Annotated in this window: 19 protein-coding genes; 15 read left to right on the forward strand and 4 right to left on the reverse strand. The window is 41.5% G+C overall.

The annotated features are described in order from the left end of the window. Positions 1–189 precede the first annotated feature (189 nt). The 4 genes from H6F66_RS12645 to H6F66_RS12660 form a co-directional block, all read right to left on the reverse strand. Positions 190–876 (reverse strand): ROK family protein, encoded by a 687-nt coding sequence (locus H6F66_RS12645; protein WP_190421712.1) that lies wholly within the window; start codon positions 874–876, stop codon positions 190–192. A 146-nt stretch (positions 877–1,022) separates the two neighbouring features. Beyond that, positions 1,023–1,490, reverse strand: a complete 468-nt coding sequence (locus tag H6F66_RS12650) for an ABA4-like family protein (protein ID WP_190421714.1) — start codon at positions 1,488–1,490, stop codon at positions 1,023–1,025. A 295-nt stretch (positions 1,491–1,785) separates the two neighbouring features. Further along, a complete protein-coding gene (locus H6F66_RS12655) occupies positions 1,786–2,790 on the reverse strand; it encodes a tetratricopeptide repeat protein (protein WP_190421716.1) in 1,005 nt (334 codons plus the stop codon). 245 nt (positions 2,791–3,035) lie between these two features. Next, positions 3,036–4,934: a nucleoside-diphosphate sugar epimerase/dehydratase gene (locus H6F66_RS12660; RefSeq protein ID WP_190421718.1), complete on the reverse strand. Its 1,899-nt coding sequence runs from the start codon at positions 4,932–4,934 to the stop codon at positions 3,036–3,038. A 184-nt stretch (positions 4,935–5,118) separates the two neighbouring features. On the opposite strand from H6F66_RS12660, the gene H6F66_RS12665 reads away from it, so the two are divergent. From H6F66_RS12665 to H6F66_RS12735, 15 genes are all read left to right on the forward strand, one after another. Further along, on the forward strand, positions 5,119–5,949 hold the full coding sequence (locus H6F66_RS12665; RefSeq protein WP_190421720.1) for an ABC transporter permease: 831 nt from the start codon (positions 5,119–5,121) through the stop codon (positions 5,947–5,949). Between the two features lie 8 nt (positions 5,950–5,957). Beyond that, complete coding sequence (locus tag H6F66_RS12670) at positions 5,958–7,199, forward strand: ABC transporter ATP-binding protein (protein WP_190421722.1); 1,242 nt, start codon at positions 5,958–5,960, stop codon at positions 7,197–7,199. 14 nt (positions 7,200–7,213) lie between these two features. Next, the gene (locus H6F66_RS12675) at positions 7,214–7,966 is read left to right on the forward strand and encodes an FkbM family methyltransferase (RefSeq protein ID WP_190447813.1); all 753 of its coding nucleotides are present in this window, start codon (positions 7,214–7,216) and stop codon (positions 7,964–7,966) included. Between the two features lie 61 nt (positions 7,967–8,027). Further along, positions 8,028–8,708: a methyltransferase domain-containing protein gene (locus tag H6F66_RS12680; protein WP_190421726.1), complete on the forward strand. Its 681-nt coding sequence runs from the start codon at positions 8,028–8,030 to the stop codon at positions 8,706–8,708. A 55-nt stretch (positions 8,709–8,763) separates the two neighbouring features. Continuing rightward, on the forward strand, positions 8,764–9,468 hold the full coding sequence (locus tag H6F66_RS12685; protein WP_190421728.1) for a class I SAM-dependent methyltransferase: 705 nt from the start codon (positions 8,764–8,766) through the stop codon (positions 9,466–9,468). 188 nt (positions 9,469–9,656) lie between these two features. Beyond that, on the forward strand, positions 9,657–10,628 hold the full coding sequence (locus tag H6F66_RS12690; RefSeq protein ID WP_190421730.1) for a class I SAM-dependent methyltransferase: 972 nt from the start codon (positions 9,657–9,659) through the stop codon (positions 10,626–10,628). A 20-nt stretch (positions 10,629–10,648) separates the two neighbouring features. Continuing rightward, on the forward strand, positions 10,649–11,839 hold the full coding sequence (locus H6F66_RS12695; protein WP_190421732.1) for a glycosyltransferase: 1,191 nt from the start codon (positions 10,649–10,651) through the stop codon (positions 11,837–11,839). A 1-nt stretch (position 11,840) separates the two neighbouring features. Then, positions 11,841–13,712 carry an asparagine synthase (glutamine-hydrolyzing) gene (gene asnB / locus H6F66_RS12700; protein WP_190421741.1) on the forward strand — a complete coding sequence of 624 codons (1,872 nt, stop codon included), beginning with the start codon at positions 11,841–11,843 and terminating at the stop codon, positions 13,710–13,712. Beyond that, on the forward strand, positions 13,691–14,779 hold the full coding sequence (locus H6F66_RS12705) for a glycosyltransferase (RefSeq protein WP_190421743.1): 1,089 nt from the start codon (positions 13,691–13,693) through the stop codon (positions 14,777–14,779). The genes asnB and H6F66_RS12705 overlap by 22 nt, the downstream gene beginning before the upstream one ends. A gap of 11 nt (positions 14,780–14,790) precedes the next feature. Then, complete coding sequence (locus H6F66_RS12710; RefSeq protein ID WP_190421744.1) at positions 14,791–15,810, forward strand: glycosyltransferase family A protein; 1,020 nt, start codon at positions 14,791–14,793, stop codon at positions 15,808–15,810. A gap of 81 nt (positions 15,811–15,891) precedes the next feature. Continuing rightward, a complete protein-coding gene (locus tag H6F66_RS12715; protein ID WP_190421745.1) occupies positions 15,892–16,830 on the forward strand; it encodes an NAD-dependent epimerase/dehydratase family protein in 939 nt (312 codons plus the stop codon). 9 nt (positions 16,831–16,839) lie between these two features. Next, on the forward strand, positions 16,840–17,943 hold the full coding sequence (locus H6F66_RS12720) for a glycosyltransferase family 4 protein (RefSeq protein ID WP_190421746.1): 1,104 nt from the start codon (positions 16,840–16,842) through the stop codon (positions 17,941–17,943). A 2-nt stretch (positions 17,944–17,945) separates the two neighbouring features. After that, entirely contained in the window at positions 17,946–18,920 is a 975-nt protein-coding gene (locus H6F66_RS12725) for a glycosyltransferase family A protein (protein WP_190421747.1), read from the forward strand. Next, positions 18,904–19,851 (forward strand): glycosyltransferase family A protein, encoded by a 948-nt coding sequence (locus H6F66_RS12730; protein ID WP_190421748.1) that lies wholly within the window; start codon positions 18,904–18,906, stop codon positions 19,849–19,851. Before H6F66_RS12725 ends, H6F66_RS12730 begins: the two co-directional genes overlap by 17 nt. 12 nt (positions 19,852–19,863) lie before the next feature. Continuing rightward, the gene (locus tag H6F66_RS12735) at positions 19,864–20,721 is read left to right on the forward strand and encodes an FkbM family methyltransferase (RefSeq protein WP_190421749.1); all 858 of its coding nucleotides are present in this window, start codon (positions 19,864–19,866) and stop codon (positions 20,719–20,721) included. The last annotated feature ends 54 nt before the right edge of the window (positions 20,722–20,775 follow it).

Here is a 20,775-nt window from a genome sequence, read left to right on the forward strand (position 1 = left end):
TTATGAGTTATTGCCAGAAACATCGGAGACTTTTATTTATCTGGCAATGATCCGTATCATGGTCAGGCGGTTGGCATAATATTTAACCCCTCACCACTTTTCAAACATCCTCTAACAAATGAAACCCTTTAAATTCAAGATTATCAGGGCTAAACCAGAAATAGTCAGGAGTGCGGAAAACATCCCTATCTAATCTCGCCACAACGCAATTCCGCCCAATAAACCAGTTACATTAGGAACGATTTTGACATTTAGTGGTAAGTTGAGAGTTACTTTTTTGGCTTCGCCGCCGCCGATGTAAAGGTAATCGTAGTTAAACAGATTTTGCAGAGATGCGATCGCTTTTTCGAGACGAGAATTCCATTTTTTCTCACCGACTTTATCTAAAGCGGCACGTCCCAACTGTTCCTCATAGGTTTCCCCTTTGCGAAACTGATGGTGCCCAAGTTCCAGGTTTGGCACCAGTAATCCTTCCACAAACAAAGCCGAACCAAAGCCTGTTCCCAGAGTGATCGTTAGTTCTACACCCGATCCTGAAATCGCCCCCAGACCTTGCATATCGGCATCATTAACCACCGCTACTGGTGTTTTTAAGCGATCGCATAGTGCTGTTGCTAGATCGAACCCGATCCAATTTGGAGACAAATTTACGGCTGTCTTAGTGACACCAGAGCGAACTACGCCAGGAAAGCCCACAGATACGCGGTCAAACTCGCCTTGAGAGCTAACAAGGGTCGCGATCGCATCCATTACAACCTCTGGCACAGGAGGGTTTGGGGTGTCTACACGAGACCGTTCAGTCAGCGGCTGTCCATCTTCGTCTAAAATTATTGCCTTGATGCCACTGCCGCCAATGTCAACAGCTAGAGTCCGCATAAATTTATCTCTCAATTGGGTAGTGACTTAATTTTTGATTTTAGATTTGTGACAACCTTGAAATGAAGGTTTTACACCGCTAGATGTTAATCCCAAATTATCGGAAACCCAGAGAATCCTTCGCCCCCACAAAATCCAAAATTGTATTATGCTTGGGGGTTCGGAACCGAGGAACTTGCATCAGTTACAGTTGGTGAGAAAAACTTCTGCCTCACCCAGTAAGTCAAAATATGAGAAAGCAATCCCATCGGCCCTGCAAATAAACATAGCAGCAGCGAATGGATTGTCCAGATACCAGTCCGCTGACCCTCCAAATAAATATAGCGACCCACGAACAAATCCATCACCAGAAAATGAATCCACCCAGTAGCAGCAGCTGTTTCATCTGCAAAAAATTGTGCAATGTCAGCCAGTTGAGGATTCGATAAAGCGGCGGCAGATTCTGGCGTAATTGACGCTACAAACAGATAGATATACAGACCAGCTAACGCCACAAATGGGAGATAAGATTCCATAACCCGCTTGGTCACGCCCCAGTTGGGCAGCAGAATCATCAGCGCCCAGAAAGGCAGAACAAACAGATTAGCAACGTTAAACAGTTGAGCGATGATCATATCAATGGCTAATGGGTAATAAAAAGGAAAAATTGAATAATTCTTTATTTTGCCTTTTGACGCGATGTGCAACTTTCACAATCAGAACAGTTATATCACCCCCCTAAACAAGGGGGGCAAGGAGGAATTAACACGTGAGCTGCACTCTTCGTTAAATACCCCTACCCCCGTGAATAAAAAGTTTTCCTTATCTTCCCCGTCAAAAAAACTTTTTCTTTATCTCTGGTTCGCCAGCGAACCAGTTTGAGGAGGTAAGAGGGGCTGCTCTTAGTTGCACATTGGGCCTTTTTCCTTTTTACCTCATCCGCCGCCGACCTTTACGATTTTCAGAGACGAGGCTATCTGCTGATGACTTATAAGACTCTGCCAGTTCCTCCCATCCATCATCATCTTGGTCTTCCAGTGTCTCTAGATTATCCATGATGTCGCTATCAGTGTCACCCTCTGCGGCTAAGAGCGTAGCAGCACGGTATGCCTCTGTAGCCTCCCGGTGTAGACCTTGACGATGGTAAATATCTCCCCAAAGCTTATGCTGACGGGGTGCAAGCTGTTTGGTCTGAGGTACTTCTCTAAGAAGCGTAGCAGCCTCTTCCAGTTTATTTTCTTGAATCAAAGCTTCTACCAAGCTTAATCGGACACCAGATGGTACATCGGGGTTCAGCTCAACTGCTTGACGTAATACCTCCGAAGCAGCACCGTAGTTATTCTGTTTCAAATAGACGCGCCCCAGTTCGGCATAACTAATCCACTTTTGGGGATTGATATTAATTGCAGTTTTTAGCTCAGAAGCAGCTTCTGCAAGCTTCTCCTGGTCAATATAAGCTTGAGCCAAGCGGATGCGAATCATTAGCAGCCGGGGGTCTAAACTTAGAGCCTTACGAAACTCCTGTATGGCTTGCTCATAGTTGCCTTGCCTCGCCAGCACCTGACCCAAACCTGTATAAGCTTGGATGGCTTTCGGGTCAAGGCTAACAACCGTTTTAAACTGCTCTAAAGCTTTATCCCAATTCCGCTGCTTCAAATAAGCCTTCCCAGCTTTCAGTATGGGCATCGGCTTCAAGGGATCTAATCTTATTGCTGCTTGATAATAAACAAGAGCTTCATCGTAATGTTTTTGCTTGAACTCAATATTTCCAGCACCCAGATTAGCCCGCATTGATGTCGGATTGTCTTGCAAGACTGACTTAAATTGTGCTAAAGCTTCATCCATCCGCCCTTGTTTTTGCAGAGCAACACCAAGCTTTACCTGATCCTGCCCGCCTGTATTCAGTCGCTTTACTTTAGGAGTGAAATTGGTCATGGAAAGTTCTTCCTCTAATGCGCGATGTGCAAGTGGGCAATGAAAAAAATTCTACCGTTAGCTTCTAGAGAGACATTCTTCATGACCCTTGGTAGATAGTTTATCTTATGTGTCTTTTGGGGTGCCACTGCCCTTGCTGGTGGCGATCGAGTTTTATTAAATGCTTACTACACTCATGGATGATTGACAATACTTATTATATAAAACTCAATTATATGTAAAAATTTTTGATGAATGTAAAAAAATTATATCTTAGAAATTCTGGCTTCTAGGGTAAGTATACATTTTTGAGCCACTGCCCACAGTTCATCAGCCGATAAACGATTTGTTATGGCTTCTTTTAAAGTAGTTATGACCTCTGATAATGCTGCTTCTGCTGGGGGCAAGTGACTAAAAACTGCCAAAATTTTGGGATGTTCTGTAAGCATGACTTTTTCATGAGAATTTATTAAAGATTCATGTAATTTTTCCCCTGGACGCAAACCAGTGATGCAGATAGGAATATCAATATTTGGGGTAAGACCTGCCAAGTGAATCATTTGTTCGGCTAGTTCAAAAATGTTGACTGGCTGACCCATATCTAAGATTAAAGTTTGCCCTGATTTTCCCACGGCAAGGCTGTGAATTACCAACTGCGCGGCTTCAGGAGTGGTCATAAAGTAGCGGGTCATTGACTTGTCGGTGACGGTAACGGGGCCGCCTCTGGCAATTTGCTGTTGGAATATAGGCACGACGCTGCCGCGACTGCCTAAAACGTTGCCAAATCGTACGACAAGAAAGCGGGTGTGACTTTTGGTGGCATATGCTTTGACCATGAGTTCTGCTAAGCGTTTACTTAAGCCCATAAAGTTAGAGGGGTCAACAGCTTTATCTGTAGAAATCATGACGAATGTTTCTACTTTGCAGGCATCAGCTAAAGCTGCTAATTGGGCAGAACCAAGGGCGTTATTTTCAATGGCTTCTGTGGGGTTATGTTGCATCAATGGTACGTGTTTGTGGGCGGCAGCATGAAAGACAATTTCTGGTTTCCAGGTGTTGAATATGTCCTGCATTCGGGGAAAAGAGCGAATATCTCCAATTAAGGGGGTGGTAACTAAATTGGGGAAGTCTCGCCTTAATTCTTGTTCGATATTAAAAATGCTGTTTTCGCCTCTTCCTAGAAGCAATAAATTTTTAAGTTCCAGTCTGGAGAGTTGGCGACAAATCTCTGAGCCGATGGTGCCACCTGCACCAGTGACGAGGACGGTACGATTTTTAAATTGCGATCGCGCACTGGGAAACTGCACAGAAAACTCGGTCGCTAGATCCAGGCGAATTTCCGGTCGTCCCAGGATATCCTGAATTTGGATTTTTCTGGCTTGCGGGGTCAGAGTGCGATCGCGTAAAATTTCTGCCTGTCCCGGTAAAGCTTTGAGTTTCAGATTAGTGCCAACAGCGAAATTAAGCAGTTTGCGGATTTTGGCAGCACTGGCAGAAGGCATGGAAATCAACACTTCATCAACATTCAGCGCTAAAGCGATCGCTACCATCTGCTCAGAAGATCCCAGAACTGGCACCCCTTCCACCTTGCGACCCACCTTAGTCGGGTCATCATCGACAAATCCGACGATTTCTAAATTCAGGTGCGGATTTTGTCGCGCTTCTTGGACAATTTGGCTCCCAGCCATCCCCGCACCCACCAGCAACACCCGCTGAGGCTGTGAAAAGCGCGATCGCATCTGCGGGTGATTAACTGACCAGCGACGAGCATAGCGCAGAGCCGCCATCAAGAGCAGGCAAAAACTCCAGTCAATCGCAGCAATGCTCAGGGGAATCCCCAAAATCGGCATAAAGCTAGGAAAGATGGCGCGGGTCATCGCTAAAACCAGGAGGGAATAGACGGTGACTGCCTGGAAAAGTGCGATCGCATCCTTAAGACCGAACAAACGCCACACTTGTTGATACAAGCCAAAACCAGTTTGGACAAGCAGCCGTCCGGGAATGGCAACCAGTGGTAGAATCCATGCCAAGGCTTGATGATCGAAAGCGATCGCTCCATCAAAGCGGAGCCAAAATGCAAAGCTGCAAGCAAACCAGGCAACAAATCCATCTAGGCTGAGTTGTCCTAGTCGATATACAGAGGGAAAAATAACGCGCTTGGGCATGGAAAACTCATTTTAGGCAGGCTACCAGCAACTCTTAAGCATCATAACGCTGGTAAAACATAGTTAATAATCTCAGTTTTTCGTGTAGACAACCTATTTGTCAGGTTTACACCTCTTTCACGTTACTGCTAATCTTTATGAAGCAGCGACCAGAAAAGGCGGTACGAGCTTTAGGAGTGTCTGAGTGCAAACAGGCGACAAAAAAATTATCATTCGTCCCGGCAATCAGTCTCTGGTTGACTCGCTCCGAGAATTCTGGGACTATCGCGACTTGCTGTATATCCTGGCAGCGCGGGAAGTCAGCGTGCGGTACAAGCAAACGGTAATTGGCGTTGTTTGGGTAGTGTTGCAGCCTTTGATGACGACACTGATATTTACCGTCGTGTTTGGTCGCTTCGCCAAAATACCCTCTGATGGCATCCCGTATGCGATATTTTCCTACTCCGCACTGGTGTTATGGAGCTTGTTTTCTCAGGGTATGGAACGAGCGGCAAATAGTATCATTGCCGATGGAAATTTGATTACTAAGGTGTATTTTCCCCGTTTGGTAATTCCCTTTGCCGCTGTCGGTTCAGCTTGGATTGATTTTGCGGTGTCATTGTTTATTCTCCTGCCGCTGACCTATATTTACGGTCTTAGACCAACAGGAAGTTTGCTGCTAATTCCTCTAGTCATGATTGTAGTAATGATTTCAGCAGGGGGTGTGGGTACGTTGCTGGCAGGGTTAAATGTCCGCTACCGCGATTTTCGGTATATAATACCATTTTTCTTACAGATTTGGCTGTATGCTTCACCTATCGTATATCCTGTCAGCATCGTGCCAGAGTCACTGCGACTGTTGTATTATTTGAATCCGATGGCCGGGCTAATTGAGGCGTTCCGGTTTGCAGTGTCGGGACAAGGAAGTTTTAGTGGGATGGGATTAGGGATAAGCGCCGTTACCTCAGTCATCATTTTTCCCATCGGCTTAACTGTGTTTCGGCAAGTTGAGCGCAGTTTTGCAGATTTTATTTAGGTATGAGCATGGAGCCAATTATCTCTGTCAGAGAGTTGGGAAAGATGTACCGCATCCGTTCTCAAGACAAAAAGCCATACCGAACGTTGCGAGAGGAGTTAGTCGAGGGTGTTCAGAAACTCTGGCAAGGTAAATTTGCCCAGCCTAAGATGGAAGAGTTTTGGGCATTAAAAGATATTAATTTTGATATTTATCCAGGTGAAGTAGTCGGAATTATCGGCAGAAATGGCGCTGGGAAAAGTACGCTATTAAAAATATTATCCCGAATTACGCCGCCAACTACAGGAGAGGCCATTTTACGGGGTCGAGTTGGTTCTCTCCTAGAAGTAGGAACAGGGTTTCACCCAGAATTAACTGGTAGGGAAAATATCTATCTCAGTGGTGCAATTCTGGGGATGAGCAGGGCAGAAATAAAAAAGAAATTTGATGAAATTGTCGCTTTTGCAGAGGTAGAAAAGTTTATCGATACTCCCGTAAAGCGCTATTCTTCTGGGATGTACGTGCGGCTAGCTTTTGGAGTAGCAGCGCATTTGGAACCAGAAATTTTGGTAGTAGATGAAGTGCTTGCAGTGGGGGATGCCCAATTTCAGAAGAAATGTTTGGGAAAAATGCAGGATGTGAGTAGAGAAGGACGAACGGTTTTATTTGTGAGCCATAACATGCCTGTTATTCGTAAACTATGCAAAAGTTCTATTTTGCTCAATCAAGGACAAATTGAGATTATAAGCAATACCGAAACAGTTTTGAGAAAGTACCTTGAGGGGGGAGAGAATAGCCAAGCTATTTATCCGATACAACATCCAAAAAATGGAAGTACACCAGGTTATGCTCATAAACTTATTATTGAGGATGAATCTGGCAATCCAGCAACTACAATACCCATCGGGCAACCCTGGCAAATTAGAGTATATTTCACTATTAATGAAAAAATCGAACATTTTATTATAGCTTTGGGATTTCGGACAAGTGATGAGATTCCACTCAGAACCTGTTGGAGTAAACCCTGGTCGTTAGTTCCTGGAGAATATCAAGCAGTTTTTCGTGAAGAAACAGTTATTTTAGGGGCAGGGCGTTATTCAATAATTGTGGGACTTTCTAGCCGTAACCAGTCATTTCATTATGTTGAAAATACTGGTGTTTTAGAAATTGCCGAATATACTGATAAAATTGAATTACTAAAAAATTCTAATGTTGGTATAATACTAAATTCCCTAAATATCGATATTTACAATACTATTAACGTTAAGTAAATTTAAAGATAAAGATGATTTTTACAAGAGATGATTATATAAAAATGCCTTCTCCCATCGAAAAGGAACTAAAAATACTTTTTAATACTCATTCTAAATTGACAATATTTGATATTGGTAGTTGCGAGGGAGAAGATTCAATTAAATATGCCAAACTTTTTCCTAATTCTAAAATTTATTCAATTGAAGCTTTGCCAAAAAACCTACCAATTTTGTACACTAATCTAGAAAAATATTCAACAAAAAACGTAGAAGTTTTGCCTGTTGCTCTATCTGACAAAAGAGGTAAAGCTGCCTTTTATGTATCTTCAGGAAACCCAGATAATTTATCCAGGAGTAATGATTGGGACTACGGTAATAAATCTAGCTCTCTGCTTCCACCAGATCAGCATATACAATATTGGCCTTGGTGTAAGTTCAACGAAGTTATTGAGGTAGAAACAGATACTCTCAACAATGTTTGTAAATACTACAATATTGAAGTGATTGACTTTCTTCATATGGATGTTCAGGGCGCAGAATTAAAAGTGCTTAAGGGTGCTGGAAAGTTTTTAAAAAAAATCAAAGTTATATGGCTAGAAGTAGAGCATATAAGTCTATATCAAGGGCAACCTTTAAAAAAAGAAGTTGAAAATTTTATGAGGGAAAATGGCTTTTTTAAAATCAAAGACACCGTTAATAAAGTTACTGGAGATCACTTGTATTTAAATTCCAAATACTTCAATTTCTTATTTTATAAGGTTTTAAATTTACTTAACCTATTTTAATAATTTAAAATGATGTATTATTAAGCGTTAGTTCACTATATTGATTGAAATAAAATAAAAAATGTTTTTTCCTGAATTAATCAAGTCAATTAAGCCATCTGATAGAGTTCTAGAAATAGGACCTGGGGGTAATCCTCATCCAAGAGCAGATATTTTGCTTGAGTACGAATTTGATTCGCCAGATATGGCTGAAGCTCAAAGAGGATATGTATATCCTTTAAAAACCGATAAAAAAATTATATATTATAAAGGTGACAGATTTCCTTTTAAAAATAAAGAATTTGATTACATCATATGTTCTCATGTTATTGAACATATAAATAATGTGGATGAATTTGTTAGGGAAATAAATCGAGTTGGAAAAGCTGGATATTTAGAATATCCAACTATTTACTATGATTATATCTATAATTTTCCTGAACATTTAACATTTGTAAAATATAAAAATGGAAAACTTTTTTGGATGAATAAAAGCCAAACATCGATTTCTAGTTTTCAACCAGTTCATCATCTTTTTTATGAAACTTTGCGTCAAGAGTATTTCGGTTTAATCAATGATTTAAAATTTTGTTTTTTTGAAGGTTTTGAATGGTCGGGCAATCTTGATTCTGTAAAAACATCTAATTTAAATGACTTGGTATTTAATATTCTAGATATCCCTCCTAAACCCTTATCAGGGTCGCGTATTTCAATAATTAAAACTAGATTTAGAAACTTATTAAATAAAATTTTAAATATTTAAATATAAGGAAATATTTTGAAGTTAAAAAATTCTTGAAAAAAGTATAGAAAAAGTAATGTTAAGAGCCGGAACGTTCAATGAATTCAATCGTGTAGCTTGGCTGGAGCAAAGTCTGAAGCAAATACCTGATGATTCGCGCATTCTTGATGCTGGAGCCGGAGAGCAGCAGTTCAAAAAATTTTGTTCCCATCTTAACTATGTAGCTCAAGATTTTGCCCGATATGATGGGAAAGGTGATAATAAAGGATTGCAAATGGGTTCTTGGAACCAAAACGAATTAGATATTGTGTCTGATATTGTGGCAATTCCAGAACCAGATGAATCTTTTGATGCCATTATGTGCATAGAGGTATTTGAACATTTACCCAATCCTTTATTAGCACTCAAAGAATTTTCTCGTTTATTGCGGAGTGGAGGGCAACTGATTATCACTGCACCCTTTTGCAGTCTGACTCATTTTGCACCCTATCATTTTTATACTGGGTTTAATCGCTATTTTTATGAAACCCATCTTTCTGCTTATGGTTTTGAACTTGTGGAGATACAGGCAAATGGGAATTTCTTTGAGTACCTTGCCCAGGAAATTAATCGCCTCCCTTACATTGCTGAAAAATACGCTAAGGAGCGCCCTCGCCTCTGGGAACGCCTTGCCTTGCGTGTGGTATTAATGATGTTGGAACGATTAAGTTCTAAAGATAGCGGCTCGGCAGAGTTATTGCATTTTGGCTATCATGTTCTTGCTACTAAGAAAGGGGGGTAAAGTTGAGGAACTGGCTAGTGCCTCTGTATCTGCCGGACATTAGATGGCAAATTTTTGACACGTTTGATGCAATGTGATTAGCGATCGCTAATGAGCGACACTAGCGATGAAGTTAGAGGATGACGGATAAAACAACCTAGTTGCACAAGGATTGGAATTGTTATCGCCATTAAAATTTCGCACACAAAATGGATATAAATCTGACAGATAAAAACACATCAATAGAGTTTTACGAACACAGGTACTCTGATGGCTACATGGAAGAATGGCCTGAAAAAAAGAAACAAAGAGTTTTGGAAATACTCAAAAATCTCCCCCTACCAGAAACCGGAGACGCATTAGACTTCGGCTGTGGCAACGGCATTTTTACAGATGTAATCAAGCAAGCGTTACCCCAATGGAATGTTTACGGAACCGATATTAGCCTGGTAGCTATAGACAATGCTAGAGAAAAATTTCCTAATTGCATATTTTTTGTATCTTCTGATGAAAAGTTCGCCAGTAAAAAATTTGACTTTTTATTTACTCATCATGTTCTTGAACATGTATACAACCTGTTTGAGGTTTGGGAACAAATGCAAGGTTTTTCCCAAGAAAAATCAAGAATATTACATATTTTACCCTGCGGGAACGAAGGTAGTTTTGAACACCAGCTTGCTTCCTTAGTAAAGAATGATGCAAATTCGGAAAGGGAAAATTGTTATTTTTTTGAAGAACCAGGACATTTAAGAAGATTAAATACAGAGCAATTCACTTCAATTGCAACAAAATATAATTTTAAGTTAGTTATAGATTATTATGCCAATCAATATTATGGAGCGCTTGACTGGATTATGGACGAAGCTGTTAAATATATTCTAGAGCTGGGCAATCCACCTTTACAGGCTAAAGACAACTTATCAAAAATAAAATTAAAATTTATAATAGCGAAATTGTTAGTATTATACATAATAAGATATCCAGCGTTAATTTTAGAAACCGCCAGAGAAAATAGACGCAAAAGTTTAAAGCATTTCTGTAGGTTTATCTTATTAATGATTTTGTATCCCTTTTCGTGGGTGGTAAACTCAAATTTTGAAAAAAAGGTAGCAGAAGAATGGAAAAATAGAAAAAGAGATAAAAACGGTAGTGAAATGTATTTATTTTTTGAGAAAAAGTAGTAGGAATTTGTAAAGCCTAAATGCACATATTTTACGCTGCACCCGATACACCTAACTTTGAATTTAAATCAAATTTATGGAACATTAATCTATGCCTACCTATTAAAGATATGGGGCATGAGGTAACAAAATTTAAGTATGACTTGGAAAAGGTATTCCATATTTATTTTTATTCAGATGCTAATAAGCGCAAATTTTTAATAGAAAAAAGTAGAAAAAAAGTTGGGGAAGAACTACTGCGGCAAGTTAAGGAAGCACATAGTTATAAAAAGTTAGATTTGTTGTTAAGTTACTTTTACGATTTGCATATCTTGCCTGAAGCTATAGATGAAATTCAGGCGATGGGAATTACAACGGTAAACTGGTACTGTAATGGCTCCTATCAATTAAATTTAGTTAGTGAGATTTCTCCCCATTATGACTGGTGCTTGGTGCCGGAGAAATTTCGACTCCAAGATTACATAGCAATGGGAGCCAGACCGATTTACTGTCAGGAAGCAGCTAATCCTAATATCTATAAGCCTTACGATCTGTCAAAAGAATTTGACGTTACTTTTGTCGGGCAAGCTTATGGCGATCGCCCACAATACATCAGATACCTGCTAGATCGAGGCATCGATGTCCGGGTGTGGGGGTATGGTTGGCAAAACTTTTCCCCAGAGACGAAGACAGCTATGCAAGCAATTTCCTGGCAACGAGCGCTTTACATCGGCAAAAGGCTATTGACACCCCAAGGGTGGCAAGCAGTGCGGCAAAGTTTCCAAAAGATGCTTTCATCCCCATCTGGAGAACAAGACTCCTTCTCCACAACCGTCGCGTTACCTCCTGAAATTTTGGGCAGCACCCTCTCGGATCTGGAAATGATCCAAATGTACAGTCGTTCTAAGATTAACCTCGGATTCTCTACCTGCGGTAACACTCATCTGACAGATCAGCGTATCCTACAAGTGCGACTGCGGGATTTTGAAGTTCCCATGAGTGGCGGCTTTTATATGGTGGAGTATATGGAAGAATTGGAGGAGTTTTTTGAGATAGGTAAGGAAATTGTTTGCTACACTGATCCGGAAGATTTGGCTGATAAAATTCGATATTATCTAGCCCATGATGAGGAACGAGAGCGCATTCGTTTGGCGGGGATGCAGCGTGCTAGGAGTGAGCATACTTGGCACAAACGCTTTGAGATGGCGTTCCAGCAGATGGGTTTAAGCTGATATGTGCGGTATTGCGGTAATTGTCTCGAACACAGAGGAGATTTCAGAAGGCGCGATCGCACGCATGACAGAAAGCCTACAGCATCGTGGTCCCGATGCCCAAACTTGTATCCAGTTGCCTAATTGTCACCTCGGTCACACTAGGCTAAGTATCATTGATGTGTCTGGGGGCAGCCAGCCCATGACAGAAGAGACAGAACGCTACTGGATTGTATTCAATGGCGAAATTTACAATTACCGCGAGTTGCGCCGCGACTTGGAAAGACAGGGATGGCATTTCCGGACCAACTCAGACACAGAAGTGCTGCTGCGTGCCTATCAAGCGCATGGCGAGGCAATGCTAACTCGCCTCAACGGTCAATTTGCCTTTGTAATTTGGGATAGTGTTGAGCGACAATTATTTGCGGCACGTGATCGCATTGGCGAAAAACCCCTGTATTGGGCTTGCTCGTCCCAAGGGGCTTGCATTCTGGCATCTGAAATTAAAGCTTTAGTCGCTTCCGGCTTAATTCAGCCAAAAATCGACCTAGTTGCCGTAGATGCCTACCTGGCTCTACTCTACGTGCCGCCAAACCGAACCATTTATGAAAACGTCCACACCCTACGCCCCGGTCATGCTCTTTCTTGGAAAAACGGGCAACTGCGGCAATGGTCTTACTGGCAACCAACCTACTCCCAGCAGCCAACCTCTGACCCCCAGGAACTAATTGAGAAACTACGCTTCCTAATTGCTCAAGCTGTACAACGGCAAATGGTCGCAGATGTCCCTGTGGGAGCGTTCTTGAGTGGCGGTCTAGATTCTAGTACAATTGTCGCCTTAATGACTCAGCACGCCAATCAGCCTGTCTCTACCTTTGCCGTAGGCTTTGGCGACTTGATTGATGAACTGCCCTACGCACGGTCTGTGGCACAAGCTTATCAAACCAACCACCAGGAAATCCAAGTGTCGATTCCGGTAGGGGAAATGCTGGAACGTATGACGGCGGTTTATGATGAACCTTTTGCGGACTCTTCCAATATCCCCACCTACTGCCTCGCTGAATTTGCACGTCGTCACGTCAAGGTAGCACTGTCAGGCGACGGCGGCGATGAATTATTCGGCGGTTATGACTGGTATCGCTGGTTGTTTGCCAGTCATGGAAGTAAGTCGGGTATCGGTAGGATTACAGGGTTACACCTGATAGCTTTGGCATGGCGCGTACTGACAAAACTGGGTCTGCCCTTTGCAGCCCAAAAGGATGCTGCTGTTTATGCCCATTACGGAGCGAGTTATCAGCGCCGCTACCCCGACCTTTGGGAACATCATCTAGCCATCTCTACGGGGTTAAACACAAATCGTTCTCAATTATGGGGCAGTCAAAAAATTCCGGAAACCGCTGCGGCAATTCGTCAATACCAGCCATCGCCAGATGTGAAATCTCTGGATCGAGCAACTGATTTCGATTTACAGTGCTACTTGCCCGGTGATATCTTGGTCAAGGTGGATCGGGCAGCGATGGCTCACGGTTTAGAAACTAGAGTGCCATTTCTGGATGTAGATTTGGTTGAGTTTGTGTTGAGTCTGCCTTGGCAATTGCGGTTTCAAGATGGCACGCTGAAGTATCTACTACGCCAGTCTTGTAGTAATTTGTGGCCCGATGCCTTGCAAAAGCGCTCAAAACAAGGATTTGGCGCACCTGTGTGGAATTGGATACGGCGACCGGATGTACAAAATCTGCTACAGCGTGTTTGTAAACCAGGTAGCCCGTTGGTGGCTCTACTTCCTGGTTGTCTCGCCGCCTTGCCAAATTTGGCTTCACAGCAGGTATGGACTGTACTGTGTCTGGGTTTGTGGTTAGAGGAGCGCTCAGAATGTCTGAACAGCCTAGAATGATTAGTGTAGTGATGAGTGTCTACAATGGCGATCGCTACCTGCGCGAAGCTGTAGACAGCATCCTCAACCAAACCTTCACTGACTTCGAGTTTATTATCATTGACGACGGTTCCACAGACAGTACCTGGGAAGTTCTCACCGCTTATGCCAAACAGGATTCTCGAATTTTACCGATCCGCAATGATGAAAACATTGGCTTAACTTGTTCCCTCAATAAGGGAATAGCCCTAGCTAAGGGAAAGTATATTGCCAGGATGGATGCTGATGATATTAGTCTACGCGATCGCTTTGCCAAGCAAGTTGCTTTTATGGATGCCCACCCCGAAGTAGGAGTGTGTGGAAGCTGGATTAAATTTATTAGTGAAGGCATCAGTTACATTTGGCATTATCCTACAGACGACAAAAATATTCGGTGTTGGTTGTTATTTAAAACCGCATTAGCTCACCCTTCTATAATCATGCGTAAAGACCTCTTTTTAAAAGCTGGTCTTTCCTACGATCCTGCCTACAAATATGCTCAAGATCATGAACTGTGGGTGCGCTCTTCAAAATATTGCAAGCTAGCCAATATTGGAGAAGTCTTATTACTCTATCGAATACACAACAATCAAGTGTGGCAGCGCCATAGGACAGACCAGATAGCATTAGCCAGATACATCCAGTTAGAGCAGGTAAAAAGTTTAGGTATTCAACCTACAGTAGATGAATTAAACCTCCACTACGCCTTGAGTATGTCGAGCTTTGAGCTGACCAATGATTTTGTCAACCAAGCTCATACCTGGCTCTACAAGATTAAAGCAGAAAACGAGAAAACAGGGAGCTACGATGAACTAGCACTGGCAAAGTTTCTCGGTCAGCTATGGTTTTCTCTTGGCAATGCAGCGACAAAGTTGGGATGGTGGATGTGGGAAACCTTCTGGCAGTCACCTTTAAGTGCATCTGCGGATTTAACTTGGCAGCAGAAATTGAAATTTGCACTCAAGTGTAAGCTCAGATATAAACCCTATCTTTGGGGCAGAATCTGGGAGCAGCTAGAAAAAAAAATTAAGTTGTTGTTCAAGAAGTAGGTGAATAGGCAATGACGCCTTTTATCAGTGTAACTATGGGTGTGTATAACGGTGAAAAATATTTAGTAAAAGCAATTGAAAGTATTCTCAATCAAACGTTTACCGATTTTGAATTTATTATTATTAATGATGGTTCAACAGATGGCACTAGCGCCATCCTCCACCGTTACGAACAGCTCGATCCCCGAATAAAAGTTTATTACCAAGATAATAGTGGACTGGCTATAGCACTCAATAGAGGATTGGAACTAGCGCAGGGTAAATACTTTGCCACGATGGATGCTGATGATATTTGCCTACCCGAACGCTTTGCCAAGGTATTTACCTTTATGGAGGCAAACCCAGAGGTGGGAATTTGTGGAGGTTGGCATAAAACAATTGGTCAATATTCTTACGTTGAAAAGTATCCAACTGATAATGCAACGCTTCGATGTCGATTGCTATTCACCACAGCTTTTTCTCAGCCTACCGTACTGATGCGTAGAGAGTTCTTGGTTAAGGCGAACCTATCTTACGATCCTGCCCACAAATATTGCGAGGATTATGGATTATGGGTAAAGGCATCAAAACATTTTCCCCTGGCAAATCTTGCGGAAGTCCTCATGCTTCATCGCACGCATCCCAACCAGGTAACGCAAAGTTGTAGCAATGATCAGCAAGCAGCGGCAAAACATATCCGACTAGCTCAGCTGGCAACCTTGGGGATTCAACCGACAGCGCCAGAGGCAGACCTCCATGAATCCATCCGAATTTTGACTTTTCCGGTCACTAAAGATTATATCCAACAAGGTCATAACTGGCTTCTTAAACTAAAAAAGGCAAACGCAAAAGTTTTGACCTACAATGAACTGGCACTGGCAAACATTCTTGGTCAGCGCTGGTTTTACTTTTGCAGTGCAGCAACCGAATTAGGAGTTTGGACGTGGAAAACATTCTGGCAGTCGCCTTTAAGCAAGTCCGCCGATTTAAGTTGGCAGGATAAGCTTAAATTTGCCGTGAAGTGCGGAATTAAGCGTAGAAGTCAGTTTTGATGCAGAAAAAAAATAGGTAAAAAGTTTTTTAGATATTATCTCAAGTTGCGCCCGGATTGTAAAAATTATTGCGTTAATCTCATGGATTTTATTATTACTGGAGGAGCAGGTTTTATCGGTTCTCACTTGGCAGAACAACTTTTGATAGAGGGTCATACTGTCACCATAGTTGATAATCTCGCAACTGGTAGCTTAAAGAACCTCCCTCAACATCCAAGTTTAAAATTGATTAAAAAAGATATCCTGGAATGTCAACCAGAAGATTTTCTCGCCCCAGTTGATGGAATTGCCCACTTAGCGGCGATACCATCAGTTAGCGAATCTTGGAAAGAACCGATAAAAGGGCATTCTAATAACCTCTCTACAACAATTAGCGTCATTCAAATTTGCCAGAGTTTAAGGATTCCCCGGCTAGTTTTCGCTAGTTCTGCCGCCGTATACGGAAATCAAGCTAAATTGCCCATTTCAGAAGATCGAGAAACTAATCCTATCTCTCCTTACGGTTTACAAAAACTTACGAGCGAAAAATACGCTGGATTATTTTCTCAGCAGCTGGGTATGTCAACAATTGTATTGCGACTTTTCAATGTATTTGGTCCCAGGCAAGTACCTAACTCGCCTTACTCTGGCGTTGTCTCCAAATTTGTATCAGCTATGCGGTATAACCAACCTTTAACAATTTACGGTGATGGAACTCAGACACGAGACTTTATCTACGTTAAAGATGTGGCTAAAGCGTTTTCCACAGCTTTAACAACTCCCCTTATGGCTGGCTCCTGCCTAACTTGCAACATCGCTACTAATAAGTCAACTTCTATTCTGCAACTTGTAGATATTCTGAAAAGTTGTTTTCCGGAATGGTATTCAAAAATTCAATTCCTACCCGTAGGGACTGGCGACATTCAACATTCTCAAGCTGATATTTCCAAAGCATTATCGTCTTTAGTTTTTGCCCCTGAATGGTCAGTCGAGGCGGGTATGAAACTTCTAGTTGACTATATAGCTATAGATAAAAAATAAAGTGAGGATATGAAAATCACTCTGGTTATTGCTAGTATGGACTGCGGCGGAGCCCAACGGGTGATGTCAATTATAGTTAACTATTGGGCTAGGAAAGGATGGAAAGTTACTCTATTGACTATCGATGATGGTTCAGAACCTCCTTTCTATGATTTAGAAAAATCTGTGCTACACATACCATTGGAAATAGCAGGGGCTTCTGGAAATCTATTAGCTGGCTTGTGGAATAACTTGAAACGTATTTATGTGATGCGACAAGCTATTTTTTATAGCAATCCAGATGTGGTGCTAAGTTTCATAGATGAAACAAATGTGATTACTTTGTTAGCGACACAGGGACTAAATTTGCCAGTAGTGGTGTCAGTACATACTGACCCAACAGCATGTCCCATAAGTAAGATTTGGGAGCAACTGCGCCAATGGACTTATCCAAGGGCAGATAAAATTGTTGTTCTCAGCCAAGCTGCACAAAATTTTTTTTCCCCTCAGCTACAAAATCGAATTTCTATAATTCCCAATCCAGTCTTGCGACCAAAGTTTGAGAAAAATCCATTCGGTCAGCAGTTGGTTAAGCCAGCCGTAATTGCTCTGGGGCGTTTTGCAGAAGAAAAGCGTTTTGACCTACTGCTACAAGCTTTTGACAAATTAAAAGATCGTCATCCTCAGTGGACATTGACAATTTTGGGAGAGGGAGAACTACGTCCAGAACTGGAATCTCTACGCCAAGAGTTAGGATTGGGCGATCGCGTTTATCTTCCAGGAGTGGTGAAGAATCCCTATGAATTTCTACAGCAGGCGGATCTATTTGTCATGTCTTCTAGCTTTGAGGGGTTCCCGATGGCTTTGTGCGAAGCAATGGCTTGTGGGCTACCCGTCATTTCGACAGACTGCCCTAGCGGGCCAAGAGAAATTATTCGAGATGGCGTAGATGGTATCTTAGTGTCGAAGGTCGATGCAGAGGCTTTGGCTGCGGCGATGGACAAATTGATGTCTGACGAGGAAGAGCGCCAGCGTCTAGCTGCCCGTGCGCCAGAGGTAACGCAGCGATTTAGTTTAGAAACAGTAATGGGAATGTGGGAGGCAGTGATTAGTGAGGTGATAGGAGAAACATAGGGATGGGAGAGCAAGAGCAACAGAGGATAGAACCCGAACAAAACTATCAATATGTGTTTACAGCTTTCACCCCAACCTATAACCGCGCTTATACACTTCATCGGGTTTATGAAAGCCTGAAAGCACAAACTTATCGTGATTTTGAATGGCTGATTGTTGATGATGGCTCTACTGATAATACCTGTGAATTGGTAGAGCAGTGGCACAAAGAAGCTGACTTTCCAATTCGCTATCTCTACCAAGAAAACAGCGGAAAGTACATTGCTTGGAATCGCGGGGTACAAGAAGCTAGAGGAAAACTGTTTCTGTGCTTTGATTCTGATGATGCTTGCGTGCCAGAAGCCTTAGAACGATTAAAATATCACTGGGACTCTATTCCAGAACCCAGAAAAAGTATTTTTTCATCTGTAGTTTGTCTATGTGAGGAGCGAAATGGAAAATTAATTGGTACTAGGTTTCCCCAGGAAATAACTGATTCAGACTATTTAGAAATTCACTATAAATTTAAGGTCAAAGGAGATAAGTGGGGATTTGACAAAACTGAAATTTTAAGCAGGTTTCCTTTCCCGGTTCTTAAAGGAGAAAAATTGATTGGAGAATCCTTGGTTTGGAACGCGATCGCCCGCAATAATTTTAAGACACGCTTTGTTAATGAGGTACTCAAAATAGTTGAATATTTGCCTGATGGTTTAACGCGCACTACAGTTGGCTCAAAACACGCTTTGGGGACTGCCTTTGCACACGCAAGTTCTCTGAATGAAGATATAGGGTGGTTTCGGTATGCGCCATTAACTTTTTTTCGTTCAGCGGTTCACTACAGTCGTTTCTCTTTTCATGTAGGTGTTACTATACTTAAACAGTTTGAAGGAATTAAAACACGATTAGGAAAAATATTGTGGTTTGTAGCGCTGCCCTTAGGATACTTGGTTTACATCAAAGATTGGTTCTTGAAAGAAAGGCATGAAAAGCACTTTTGAGCAAGAGGTTAAGCAGAGCGATCGCTTTCAATTTACCGTTTGTACTCCCACCTATAACCGCGTCTATACTCTGCACCGGGTTTATGAAAGCTTGAAAGCACAAACTTATCGTGATTTTGAGTGGTTGGTTGTCGATGATGGCTCTATTGATAATACCCGTGAATTGGTAGAGCAGTGGCAACAAATAGCTGACTTTCCCATTTGCTACATTTATCAAGAAAATGCTGGTAAGCACGTCGCTTGCAATCATGCTGTGCGGTTAGCAAAGGGAGAATTGTTTTTGTGTTTTGATTCTGATAATATTTGTGTGCCGAATACTTTAGAGCGTTTCAAATATCACTGGGACTCCATTTCAGAAGATGAAAAAGATAAATTTGTAGGTGTTACCGCCCTTTGTATGGATAAACACGGCAGGGTATTGGGAAACCCATTCCCGGTTGATGCGATCGACTCTAACGAAATCGAAATGCAAGTAAAATGTGGTTTAGCTGGGGAGAAATGGGGTTTTCATAGAATAGATGTATTAAAAGAGTTTCCTTTTCCAGAAATTCAGGGAGAAAAATTTCTGGCTGAGGGGCTTGTTTGGAATAGGATTTCTACTAAATACAAAACTAGATATGTGAATGAGAAGTTGCAAGTTGTAGAATATTTGACAGATGGACTTACGGTATCTTCTATAGAAATACGTGCTAAAAGCCCCAAAGGAACGAGGCTATATTATCAAGAATATCTTTCTTTGAATGTTCCTTTGACAAAGAAATTTAGAAACTTAATTAATTATATTCGATTTTCTTTCCATGCAGGCATTAACCCTCTAAAAATACTCATCGAGTCTAAGAGGAGAATTTTAGTAGTATTATTTATGCCCTTGGGGTATGTGTTTTATATAAAAGATGTATGCCAAGTATCGTCAGATTTTAAGCTAATATAAAGTAAGAAATATATGAGTTCTATTAGATATTTTATAACTAAATTAAGGCAAAAAAAGCGACCTTTTCTTTTTATTATTTCAAGACTTTTATGGGCGTCTGGCTTTTGCCAATTATTCTCGATTAAATGTAAGTCATATCAGCTTCGATTTTTTCCTACCTCAGGATCGGCAGATAAGTGGGTAGATCCTGATGCTGGTGAGGAAGATGAAATTTTTTTTAATTCCTATCTTAGAAGTGGAGATGTGGTAATTGATGTTGGTGCTAATATTGGAACATTAACTTTAACAGCAGCTACTATCGTCGGTAGTTCTGGAAAAGTATTTTCAGTTGAAGCCCATCCAGCCACATTCAAGTACCTACAAAAAAATATAGAAATCAATGATTTAAAAAACATACATTTGTTCAATATTGCTATCGGTAACAAAAATAGTTTGGTTGGATTTTCTAATAAACGCTCAGACGAGCAGAATGAAGTTACTGGAAGCCAAGGTATACAGGTGGAGGTTAAAAAGCTGGATGACTTATTTGTCGATAAGCTTGAAAGTGTCGAGCTTTTGAAGGTTGATGTAGAGGGATATGAGAAATTTGTTTTCCAAGGTGCATTGGAGATACTTAAAAAAACTGAGTGCATTTACTTTGAATCCTGGAAACAGCATTTTGCCAAGTATAATTACAGTACATTCGATGTTTTTAATATATTGAAATCTTCTGCATTCAGTATATACAAGCTTAAACATGGTAAAATTGTGCAATTACCATTGGATTATATTTCGGAAGATTGTGAAAACTTGCTGGCAATTAAGAACATCCAATCATTTATAGAGAGAACAGGTTTTTGTATCGGAGAAAGTTATGAACCATATCTTTGAGCAGTCAGTTAAGTAGAGCGATCGCTCAGATATACCTCATTTCACCGCTGCCTT

The sequence above is a fragment of the Trichocoleus sp. FACHB-6 genome (assembly GCF_014695815.1).
GTDB classification, from domain to species: Bacteria; Cyanobacteriota; Cyanobacteriia; order Cyanobacteriales; family FACHB-T130; genus Funiculus; species Funiculus sociatus.